The sequence below is a fragment of the Glutamicibacter uratoxydans genome, from assembly GCF_050753455.1.
Taxonomy (GTDB): Bacteria; Actinomycetota; Actinomycetes; order Actinomycetales; family Micrococcaceae; genus Glutamicibacter; species Glutamicibacter uratoxydans_A.
The window spans coordinates 322,159-333,048 of record NZ_CP192736.1 but is presented as its reverse complement, the minus strand read 5'-3'; the positions used below and the strand labels follow the sequence as shown (position 1 = coordinate 333,048).

General features: G+C 56.5%; 9 protein-coding genes and 1 pseudogene. 1 reads left to right on the top strand and 9 read right to left on the bottom strand.

All coding sequences use genetic code 11. From position 1 onward, the window contains the following. Positions 1-34: 34 nt before the first annotated feature. The 8 genes and pseudogenes from ACQQZ8_RS01595 to ACQQZ8_RS01560 form a co-directional block, all read right to left on the bottom strand. A complete protein-coding gene (locus ACQQZ8_RS01595) occupies positions 35-1,252 on the bottom strand; it encodes a glycoside hydrolase family 3 N-terminal domain-containing protein (protein ID WP_431711006.1) in 1,218 nt (405 codons plus the stop codon). Positions 1,253-1,337: 85 nt separating this feature from the next. Further along, a complete protein-coding gene (locus tag ACQQZ8_RS01590; protein ID WP_431711005.1) occupies positions 1,338-2,348 on the bottom strand; it encodes a DUF4113 domain-containing protein in 1,011 nt (336 codons plus the stop codon). 209 nt (positions 2,349-2,557) lie between these two features. Continuing rightward, positions 2,558-3,892, bottom strand: coding sequence for an MFS transporter (locus tag ACQQZ8_RS01585; protein WP_431711004.1), 1,335 nt, complete (start codon positions 3,890-3,892; stop codon positions 2,558-2,560). A 245-nt stretch (positions 3,893-4,137) separates the two neighbouring features. After that, positions 4,138-5,229, bottom strand: coding sequence for a hypothetical protein (locus tag ACQQZ8_RS01580; protein ID WP_431711003.1), 1,092 nt, complete (start codon positions 5,227-5,229; stop codon positions 4,138-4,140). 903 nt (positions 5,230-6,132) lie between these two features. Continuing rightward, positions 6,133-6,462 carry a helix-turn-helix domain-containing protein gene (locus tag ACQQZ8_RS01575; protein ID WP_047118356.1) on the bottom strand — a complete coding sequence of 110 codons (330 nt, stop codon included), beginning with the start codon at positions 6,460-6,462 and terminating at the stop codon, positions 6,133-6,135. A 2-nt stretch (positions 6,463-6,464) separates the two neighbouring features. After that, entirely contained in the window at positions 6,465-7,613 is a 1,149-nt protein-coding gene (locus ACQQZ8_RS01570; RefSeq protein WP_431711002.1) for a tyrosine-type recombinase/integrase, read from the bottom strand. A 119-nt stretch (positions 7,614-7,732) separates the two neighbouring features. Beyond that, a pseudogene (locus tag ACQQZ8_RS01565) lies at positions 7,733-8,020 on the bottom strand (DNA polymerase V subunit UmuC); the annotation flags it as partial. Next, positions 8,010-8,423 (bottom strand): LexA family protein, encoded by a 414-nt coding sequence (locus tag ACQQZ8_RS01560; RefSeq protein WP_431711001.1) that lies wholly within the window; start codon positions 8,421-8,423, stop codon positions 8,010-8,012. The pseudogene ACQQZ8_RS01565 and the gene ACQQZ8_RS01560, both read right to left, overlap by 11 nt. Positions 8,424-8,551: 128 nt before the next feature. Between ACQQZ8_RS01560 and ACQQZ8_RS01555 the strand changes: the two genes are divergently transcribed. Further along, complete coding sequence (locus ACQQZ8_RS01555) at positions 8,552-9,403, top strand: NAD(P)H-binding protein (RefSeq protein WP_431711000.1); 852 nt, start codon at positions 8,552-8,554, stop codon at positions 9,401-9,403. Between the two features lie 100 nt (positions 9,404-9,503). On the opposite strand, the gene ACQQZ8_RS01550 is transcribed toward ACQQZ8_RS01555, so the two are convergent. After that, positions 9,504-10,781 carry an NAD(P)/FAD-dependent oxidoreductase gene (locus ACQQZ8_RS01550; RefSeq protein WP_431710999.1) on the bottom strand — a complete coding sequence of 426 codons (1,278 nt, stop codon included), beginning with the start codon at positions 10,779-10,781 and terminating at the stop codon, positions 9,504-9,506. Positions 10,782-10,890 lie beyond the last annotated feature (109 nt).

Here is a 10,890-nt window from a genome sequence, read left to right as displayed (position 1 = left end):
ATTCGGTCCCCGGCACTACACCCAGTGCCGGGGATCAGTCTTGTTCGGCCGCCAAAAGACGCTCGGTCATCACCACGGTGGCGGCTTGCCGAACTTTCTGCGCAAATTCGCTATCTGCCTCGGCTTGATCGATCAGCGCTTGCACCATCTGCACCGCCGGTCCGCTCTGCACACAGAGCGCTAACGTGCCCCCAGCCTCGATGAACTGAACCGCACGCTGGCCCACATCAAGCTTCGACACCGCGACGGCGTCGCACAGATCATCGGAGATCACCAGCCGGTCATAACCCAGTTCGGTGCGCAAAAGATCGGTAATGATGGCCTCGGAGAATGGGGCCAGGTGTTCTTCATCCAACTCGGGATAGCTGGCGTTCGAAATCATCACCCATGCCACGTCCTGAGTAATCGAGTCCGCAAAGGGCAAAAGGTATTCATCCTGCGTCGTCGTCTGCGCATCGATCACATTGGCCGCGGTGTCTGTATTGGCTTTCACTCGTCCCAGCCCCGGGAAATGCTTCACCACCGGCTGGACTCCAGCGGCATAGAATGACTCGTTAACCTGCCGCACCGCCATGCTCACCGGCACCGGCTCGAAAGCATAGTTCCGTTTCCAGTAACCGATCGGGGCATTAGACCCGGCTGTTTGCTGCGGCACGGTATCGGCTACCGGAGCGAGATTAATATTGATTCCGGCTTCGGCCAGTTCGGCACCCACCACTTCGATGGTCTCTTGGAGCCGAGATTCGGACCAGCCACCTTGTTCGACCGCGGTGGGCAATTCGCTGAATCCCGCACCTTGTAGCACCCGAACGAATCCACCTTCTTGGTCCGTGGCAACCCACACCGGGTAATTCTCGGGAAGGTTTCCTTCCAATTCCGCGGTGATCTCATCGACCACCGCACGCGTAGCCGTCAATGATTTCTGCGAACGGCCCCGCAGGAAAACACTGTTGATCCCGGCCTCGGCGAGCGCTTGTAATTGCCTTTGAGTTGCTCCAGTTGCTGGTAACCCGGCCATCACCAACAACGCCGCCTGCTGACGTTGATCCATCTCATTCACCAGCTCGGCAGCCACGTCGGCTGGCTCGGGAGTGGGAGTAGGAGTAGTGCTCGGCCCAGGATTCCTGCTCGACGAGTCACCGCTTTCACTCGGGCGGGTAGTCTCGGACGGGAGCGGGGCGTCCACCGCGCACCCGATTAGGCTTAACGCCAGCAATGGGGCTAGGACACGGGCGCTACGTCTGAGGTTCATAAACTCATTGTGGCACTGTCCTAGCAACGCGGAACATCACCGAGGGCTGCTTTTCAAGGATTCTGCGCAACTTCCTCGCAAACGTTTAGGCGTCGACCACCGGCAATTCGCGCCAGTCGGTGGTGTAGCGGCGGGAAATAAACTCCCGCTTCATCGACCATTCGGGTGCGGCCAGCATTCCGCTACGGCCCAGCCCGATCGCACTGTTTCCGAAGCGTTGCGTCACCTGGCTCATCATCTGGCTGATCTGTTCGCCATCGGCGCCTGACTTCTTCTGGTCGTTCGGGTGGGCCAGCTCGCCGAAGTCTAGGTCAAGTTCCTCGGCAGCTGGTTGGGTGCTCAATCCGGAGAGGATCACGCCGCCACGCACATAGTCATAGCCCGGCTCTAGCACTTCGTCCATTGCTGCCACTGCGAGCTTGGTGAGCAGAATCGGATCTCGGGTCGGGTGTGGCAACCGAATCTGGGTGGAAGGAAATGCTTGGCCAGTTGCCGCAAACCGGCTGGTTCCGGCCATCACGGTCATTAAACTCGCATAGCGTCCCTCACTGGCGAGCCGTGCTGCAGCCTTCTGCGCATAAAAGCTCATCACCTCCCGCATTTGTTCTTTAGTGCGTACGGGCTGGGAGAAGGATCTGGTGAACATGACCTGCCCTTTATTGGATCGTTCCTCAACGGGCCCAATGCACCGTGTACCGTTGAGTTCGAAGACCGTGCGTTGCAAAACCACCGAGAACTTTTTGCGGATGAGATGTGGGTCCGCGTCAGCTAGATCCGCGATACTTTGAATCCCCATCCCGGTAAGTTTTTGTCCAGTGTTCGCACCAACACCCCAGACCTCGGTGACCGGCACGCGCGACTTGATCTTATGCAATACCGCCGGATTCATGAGGTCGGTAACGCAGATCCCCTCCATATTCGAGTTTTTCTTGGCCACGTGGTTGGCAAACTTTGCCAGAGTCTTGGTGGAGGAAACTCCAACGCACACCGGAACCCCAATCGATTGATACACCGCTGCTCGAATTTCCGCGGCGGCACGTTGTACCTGCCGGACGGTGCCAGTAAGTCCTAAAAAGGATTCATCAATGGAGTACACTTCCTGCCAGCTGCCGAACCGTCCCAGCACTTCTACTGGTACTGGCGAATATCAATTTGTTCACTATTGAATCGTGTCGATTGCGTTACAGCAGGATATACCCTGCTGGGCGCGTCGTGGGCCTGTCACTGCGCTGTGCCAAGGCGGAGAAAACGGTGTCACGATGCGCCCAGCATATGTCACGGGAGCTGACTCGGATGGTTTCGTTGCTACGCGTCTTCCTCAGCACCATGACGCGGCATGGATATACGCATGGCTATCAGTCCTGCCCCGATTAACCCGATGACGGCAAACGTACTACTGAGCAGAAATGGGTCTATTCCGAAGGAAGCTCCAGAAAAACCGACGCCGATGTAGAGGGTGATGCCTGCTGACCCGCCGAGCTGATCTGCTGCTCGCTGGACTCCAGAAGCTGTACCGGCATCCGATTCGGTCACTCCAGTAACAGCCGCGTATTGAAGCCCGACTAGCCCAAAACCCATCCCGACTGCGATGAGAACCATAGCTGGAATCATCGCAATAGCTGCAGCCTCCACGTACGTGACGATGGCGATAGCCACCATCCCGAGAGCCGTAAACCCGATGCCGGTCACGGCGCAAAATCGGGCACCCCATCGTCCGAGGAATCGAGGTACCAAGGTTGCGGCAGCAACAAGCGAGATCGCTAGTGGCACCAGCGTCAGTCCTGTGGTCAACGGACTGAGTCCTAGCCGGTTCTGCAGGTAGAAAGTGAACAGCAGGAACGATGTGGACAAAGCAGCGCTGAGCAGAGCAGTCGCAAGATTGGCCCACACCCGCGTTCGGTTTCGGAAGAACTCCAGGGGTATCAGCGGATTCGTGGCCCGTCGTTCAACAACAACAAACAAATATGCGGCTATCACAGCTCCGATTAGCACGACTACGGCCGCCCAACGGGGGATTCCGTCAGCCTCTCCTGCTTCGACGATCCCGAATACCAACAGAAGTGGCGCAGCTGTCAACAGGACCGAACCAGGAAGGTCGAGTTTCATACGCCTTCTTGGCTGGTCTGCCGGGATGAGAATGCCCGAAGCGATGAGGACGAACACGATAAAGGGTACCGATACAAGGAAGATCCAGCGCCACCCTAAAAACTCAGTGATGACTCCGGAGAGAATGAAGCCAAGCACAAGCCCGCAGCTAGCAACTGCCGCCCACACGCTCAGCGCGCGTGATCGTCCACGACCTTCGGGGAACAAGAGAACAATCACAGCCATTGCGGCTGGCAAAGCCATTGCTTCGCCTGCCCCTTGAAGCAGCCTCGCGGTTACAAGAATAGGATACGTAGGGGCAAGTCCCGCCAGCAGTGAAGCGAGGCCGAACACAGTTGTGCCGATCATTAACAACCGGCGCTGCCCGAGTAGGTCCCCGAGCCGGCCGCCAAGCATTAATAGACCGCCACCGGTGATCGTGTACCCGACGACAACCCATGTCAGTTGTCTAGCATTGGCACCGAACTCGGCACCGATGGACGGAAGGGCAACGTTCACTACGGTCACATCTACCGCGATCAAGAATTGCAACATGGAAAGACAGGCGAGCGTCACCCAAGCCCGCACCGCCGTGGTTTTAGATTGAGAAGAAAGATTAGTGGGAACCAAGTCGTGCTCCATCGTTCAGAAGAACTCCGGGCAGCACTAAGCGCCGCTCCGGACTGGCCGTAGAGCGGCGAAGCATCTAAAGATTAAAGGACTACGTGCTCCGCCGCTAGCGGAGCATCTTCGTCACGGCGGCTGCAGCCGCAGAGGAACCTGCCATACCCTGGATTGTATCAGTTCCGTGGCGGATATCTTGCCGGGCAAGCCTTCGTGCGTAGTGCAGGATATGTTGACCAGTCGCGGTTTGCTGCTGTTGCCCAGGCTGCAGCTGAGACGGTGGAGATACCGAGCAGATCCGATAAGAGTGGCACAGGTATTTCAGCGGCAAGTTCCAGGAGTGCGGCCGAACGAGAACGATTGACCGGAATACCCAATCGATTCAACCGGCTTCCTAAGGCCCCTGCGGTGAGGTGTCTACCTGGCCACCTTCCGGGGAATATCCATGTGTCATTTATATCCCGGTGAGTTCTGGGTGGGTTCTGGTACAACAGCGTGACAGCATGCCCGAGTTGTTCAGGCAGCTCAATAGGATCATCGGCGAGGGTGACGGAAACGCCTTGCTTGCTGAAATGCACCGCAGTACGTGGAATGGCGACAATACGAGTCAGTGGTTGTCCGTATAACAACACAAATAGTCCTGCGACACGGTCTTGCGGTTCTAGGGTTTGATCTCGGAGCAACCAGCGCGCTAGATCCCAGCGTTCATCCGGAGGCATCGAACTTACGGGTTCTCTTTTTGGACGATATGATGAGACAGCTGTAGCAAGTCCATTGTCTTTAAGCCATCGCGTGAAGTGGCTTATGTGATCATGCCGGTTCGCTGAGCCAGCAACGTAGGCGTCGAGCACGCGTTGGGGCAAGGTCAAGGTCGTATATCCCTGCTCCTCGACGAATTGAAGGTATTCAGCACAGGTCTGTAGTCGAGATCGGAGCCGGTGAAACCGGTTATTGGGATCGGTAGGTCGTATCGCGTACCCTGCCCAGGGTTTGGTCGAGAGCCCCCATTGCGCGTATCGGCGCAGCAACAACCGATGAGTCGAGTTGGTCTGTTCCGAGAGCCACGAGGTCAACCAGAGGTAGTATCGTTCCTCATTGACATCGATGTCTGGGAGCACGCCGGAGGTCACGAGCAGGCTCAGTAAGAACGTTGCCCCTTGTTTTCCTCCGCATCGGGTAAAGATTGCCTCGAATTCTAGGGGCAACTGCCCGGTGGCTAATTCTCGCAGCACCGCAGCACTGACACGGTTGGTGTATTGCCACCCCATGAGGGAGTCAGCTCGCGCAGGCCCTTCCAATAAATACTTTTCTAACGGTCGAAGCTCAGGCCGCACAGCCCCGTCGGCATCTGCCAGCATCGTTCGGATTGTTTCAGGGCGGTGGCATTCGATGCACAGGTGGAACTTGCGCACGTTCTTCACTGAACCGCATCCCGGACATGCTAAAACTTCGGGTTGACCTGCGCACGAAGCACAGCACAGTTGGTCGTTTACAATGTGGGTGAGGAATTTCTGTTCACCACAGCCTGGGCAAGGCCGAGGATAACGCATCCCGTAGTAGCAATTGGGACAGATCGTCTTCCCTTGCAGGTGTAGGGCTATGGGTTGAAGACGTTGACAGCCGAAACAATCAGCCTTGGGACGCTCATAGCAGCGATTGCAGACCAACGTTCCGTCTAAAGCATTCTTAACAGAGGTTGTCTCCTGACAGCGATGGCATACGCCAAAGGAGCGTGGATCGAGCCTCCAACACGGTCTGCAAAAGTACTGTCCATCAAGGTTTTTATGGATGGGTCGCCGTTGCCCACAGCCAACACATGGTCTCGCTCGATAATTTTTCTCGCACCGAGAACAGTGGCGACCTCCTTGAGGAGCTCGATGCGGCAACTGCATCTTTCGGCCACAACTCTCACATCCCGGCACCACAATCGCCACGGCCCCAGCCTCCCTGAGAGCAGCGGTCAAGGCTTGAACCGTCACGGGCACGTTCGGGTCCTCACCAGTCAGAATCCCGGGCCGTTTACTGATCGCGATGAACAGCCTCCGACGCGTCCGATGGACCGGCGCAATAGAATCGATCATGGCGGCCAGAACACTCGGCGCAATTTCTGGGACATAAGGCTCCAGAATCAAGACAATGTCTTGTGTCACTGTATCCATAAGGAGCTTTCGTTAGTACTTAGGCCGTCTGATCCTGGCCCGCACCGGACGCAGATCACCAATAGGCGCTTTACTACCTTCAGCCACAGCAGTCTTCGGCGCTTCGACTTCACGCCGCTCCGTCACGATCAACTCATCCTTAGAACACTCCAGCGCATCACACAGCGCAGACAACACCTCCAGACTAATGCGGCGAGGTGGCGTTGTGACCAACCGATACACTTGCTCCCGCGACAGCTCAACGCCTCGCTCGGCCAATAAAGGGCGAAGATCAGTCGTTTGGAATAGCCCTTTCGAAGCCATAATGGCTCGAAGGTTCCACGTAGTATGCAGCTCAATCATTCCTACCCCTCCTCCTCCTCGGTAATTTTTCGCAGCGCCTGGGCCAAAATTCTATTCTTGAAATCTCCACTCACGGAGGTATAAATCGAGGTGGTAGACGAGTGCTGGTGCCCCACTTGTTCCTGCACGAAGCGGTCAGCATACCCATGCTCAATCAAATGCGTGACATACGAATGCCTCAAACTGTGCAACGTCAGCTCTTCCGGCAACCCAGCTTCGGCACGAAGCTCGGCAAACCGGCGATCAAGATAACCCCCAGAGATGCGAGTCCGTCGCTCGGTAACCCAAATAGCATCGAGTTCTCCTGGATCAAACCGATCACGGCCTTGCTCAACCCACTGCCGCATACCCGGTACCCACCAATCGAATTCTGGCACGAGCAAAACAGTACGACGTCGAGGTGCACCGCCGCCGGCGGCCTTGCCCCATCGCACATGCAAAGCCGCATAACGTCCCCACTGTTTAGCTTCGGGATTGTAGTGCAGATCCGCAAGATCCAACTGCGCCAGCTCATTTCGTCGCAGCCCAAAAGCATAAGCCGTCTTGAATATCTGAGAGTCTCGAAGCGCGGCCAGCGCGCCCTTCTTCCCTGACGCAGCGAGTTCTTCGACTTTGGCATCAGCCGTATCAAATAAGGTTTCCACCTCGTCGAAGGACAGAGGACGACGTTTTCCAGACCCCTCATATTGAGCCTTATGTGCCACCGTATTCCAGGGCAGACAAACCTGCACCGGGTGGCTACCAAACTGGTTTTCACAAATCGCCACCCAGTCATAATTCGGATCAATCAAATACGCACAGAACGTCTTAATCGCATTGTGATTGTGCCGCATAGTTGAAAGCGACTTGAGCCGTTGATCTGGTCCCGAGATAAACTCTTCGACGTCTTGAGCATTCCACTCCCACGGCATCCTTCCAGAAAACTCCTGCAACCGCAGGATCAGACGCCGCCGAGTCGCAATAGTCGTCGAACGCAGCCCCCGACTGCGCTGTTGGCTGTCCCAACCACCAAGCATGGCCTCAAACACCGTCGCTTCCGGCGTCGCAAACGCCACATTGGACGAGTCCGACACGGCGCGAAGAGTCCGCATTACATCATCTGAATGTTGCACCACATACAACAATGTAAGGGTGAATGCATCATCGGTCAATAGCCGACCGAGCAAACCCGAGATATACTAGGTAAAGCGACAGCACTAGATGAGAATGATCGCTTATTATGGGGTCATAGAATGATTGCGAGTTGCATTTCGCGCAACAGTCGATGGTTCATCACGCGGGCAGAAATATCCCCGTACAGCTCGTAGTTGCTTGAGCGCACCCGCAAGCCATGGCTCTTCTCGAGGTCGCGAACCTTGAAATAGGGAACACCAGTGGAGATGCCCAAGTCCTTAGCTTCCTGCGAACGCGCTACGACGCACCCGTCATTATTCGACAGCACCACTACCGGACTCTCACGTAAGGTCGGGTCAAAAATTCTTTCGCAGGAGACATAGAAGTTATTCACATCTACTAATGCAATATGTTCACGCGATTCGCTTCGCTCTCTAGCGGACATAATGCAAACACCGGGTCACCAGTCCAAAGATTTCCACGTCGTCACCCTCGCTGAGCCACTGCGGTTCGGTAGCTTCGTCGCTGAGCAGTCCAGCCCGAGGTCCGTCGAGCATCCAGCGGCGGATCAACAGTTGATCATTGTGTCGTAGCACCACCACATTGCCGTGCTGTGGTGTTCTGGCACGGTCGACGATGATTTCATCCCCGTCATAGATACCGGCAGATTCCATGGCATGACCACTGACTCGCATAATGAAGCTGGAAACCCGGTCACTGATCAGCAGACGGTTGAGATCAAGTCCCGCGTCATAGTAATCCCTAGCCGGTGACGGAAAGCCCATAGCTTGCACGGCGCCGACCGGACCAGAGCTGGACGGTTCGGGGATAACCTGTTGTTCCGCCACCGCACCCCACCATTCCTAGAACACATATTCGAACAATTCAAATTCTAGCAAGTTTTCTCTCACTGATGCCTATGCTTGATACAAGCATGCGATCCACCCAGCGAGTTCCAGCCACGAAAAGAGTCACGGTGACGAAGGTACTACTAGTTAGTTGCGGAGATGTCGGAATCGAAACTGGGTTGCGTTTTCAAGCTCGCGGTGCCCAGGTGACCGCTTGGCGACGTAACCCCGGCCGCCTGCCAGCAACCTTTCATGCGCACCGGGTGGATCTGAGTACCGATGAGTTGCCGAGTATCGACCCCGAAACTGACATCGTTGTCTTCACCCCGGTGCCCGCCCAACGTGATGCCGCCAGCTATGAGCGCGACTACTTGCAGACCGCCGGACGCCTGCTCGACGCCCTACAGGAACAGGCCCCGAATCTCAGCCGCTTCTTCTACATCTCATCCACCGCAGTTAATGCCGGCCACGACGGGCAATGGATTGATGAGCAGCACCCCAAAGCACCGTCTCGGGATACCGCGCACATCTTGGCGCGTACCGAAGATCTCTTATTAGGTTCCGCGCTGCCGGTCACAATCCTGCGTGCCTCTGGCATTTACGGACCGGGTCGAAACTACCTCATCAATCAAATACGCAACGGGCAGGCCCGAGTTCCCAGCGGCTCGCGCTGGACCAACCGAATTCACCGTGACGACCTGGCCAAAGCGGTGGTGCATCTGGCGCAACTTGGCACAGACGTCCGCGAGCTTTATCTCGTGACCGACAATCAGCCCGCTCAGCTGGCGGAGGTCTACCAATACCTAGCAGACTCCTTGCGGCTGCCCGTTCCAGAGCCCGATAAATCGAAAGCTGCCGCGGGGGCCGATCGGCGTTTGAGCAACGCATTATTACGCTCCACCGGCTGGGAACCCACCTTTCCGAACTATCAAGAAGGCTATCGGGCAATTTTGCGGGGCTCGGCCGCACGGCACCCCTAAAGACACCGGCTCTTTCACTGCGCCACGAACGTTTAAACGCCCGAGCGTCCAACACAACCCTGTCCGGATTATGCAGGACGCTCGATCAAATGGCGTTGGCTTAGAACCCCTTGCGCAGTGGGTTGAAGTGCCGTGCCACACTTGGCACCGGCTGGCCGGTAATTTGGTTAGCCAGAATCTTGCCGGTCAGTGGCCCCAGGGCCACACCCCACATACCGTGGCCACCGCCAACAGAGACGCGCTCGGAGTTAGTCTGACCGATCAACGGTAGGCCGTCGGCGGTGCATGGGCGTCCACCCACCCACTCTTCCTTGCGGCTTTCCCAATTAATACCGGTGTAGACCGGCTTCGCGGCCGCAACAATTGCCTCGATACGCTTGGGCTCTAACTTGTGGTTCACATCGCGGAATTCCATGGTTCCAGCGATCCGGAAACGATCCCCCAGCGGGGTGCACGCCACACGCTGCGCCGGGAAGTAAATCGGGTGTGTTGGCATGTGCTCTGGTTCCACGGTGAAGGAGTAGCCGCGCCCAGCCTGAACCACGATATTTACACCAAACTTTTTGGTCAGATCATTCATCCACGCACCGGTGGCCATCACCACGTGATCTGCGGTAATTGCACGGCCTTCGGAACCGATCACGGTGACCGATCCTGAATTGTCGCGCACATCGGTGACGTTGAAGGAGCCGATAATATCGCCGCCACGTGCCAGCACCGAGTCCGCGAGGGATAGCATGTACTTCGGTGGGTTCAAGAAGCGTTGATTCTTAATGGCGATACCCGCGGCCACCTCCCCAGAGAGGGTGGGCTCAAGTTCGCGCAGCTCATCGCCACTGAGCAATTCGTATTCCACGTGGCCACCGGTCTTATGGATCATTTCGAACTCGCGAAGCAGCCCGTCACGATCGGCAAAGTTTCGGAAGCCGGTCAGGAAGGGGTTTGCAGGTATCGTCTGCTCCTGGACCCCGGGGCCAGCTTGCGTCGACTCGGAGATTTCGTCGAAGGCATCAAGACCGGTGATTCCGATCTCCGAGAAGGTCCGCATGGCGCGTTCCCAGTTCTTCGGGGTACTGTGCCAAGCGAAGCCAAGCAAGAAACGAATCAGTTTCGGATCGGCCTTCAACGGAATATAGAGCGGGGAAGCCGGGTCAAACATCATCTTCAACCCATTGGTGAAGACTGCCGGCTCGGCGATCGGCAGAGTCAATGCCGGAGTAAGCCATCCCGCGTTACCCCATGAAGCGCCGGAGGCCACACCGCCACGATCCACGACGGTCACCTTGACACCATGCTCCTGTAAATACCAGGCAGTGGATAGCCCGACGAAACCGGCACCGACAATGACAACATGATCCGGCATTGCACCCTTGGCCATGAGCCGCACTCCTTTAAAGACTTTTCTCGGCTTCCCATCATGGGAAGGACTTTGCACTCACTGTCTCTGCTTTTCAAGGCAAATGCAACGCATTCTGATAAATCAGCGG

Coding starts and splice junctions, on each gene's coding strand:
- ACQQZ8_RS01595 (WP_431711006.1), bottom strand. CDS start 1,252: ATGAACCTCAGACGTAGCGCCCGTGTCCTAGCCCCATTGCTGGCGTTA.
- ACQQZ8_RS01585 (WP_431711004.1), bottom strand. CDS start 3,892: ATGTTGCAATTCTTGATCGCGGTAGATGTGACCGTAGTGAACGTTGCC.
- ACQQZ8_RS01580 (WP_431711003.1), bottom strand. CDS start 5,229: ATGGGGTGGCAATACACCAACCGTGTCAGTGCTGCGGTGCTGCGAGAA.
- ACQQZ8_RS01575 (WP_047118356.1), bottom strand. CDS start 6,462: ATGATTGAGCTGCATACTACGTGGAACCTTCGAGCCATTATGGCTTCG.
- ACQQZ8_RS01550 (WP_431710999.1), bottom strand. CDS start 10,781: ATGGCCAAGGGTGCAATGCCGGATCATGTTGTCATTGTCGGTGCCGGT.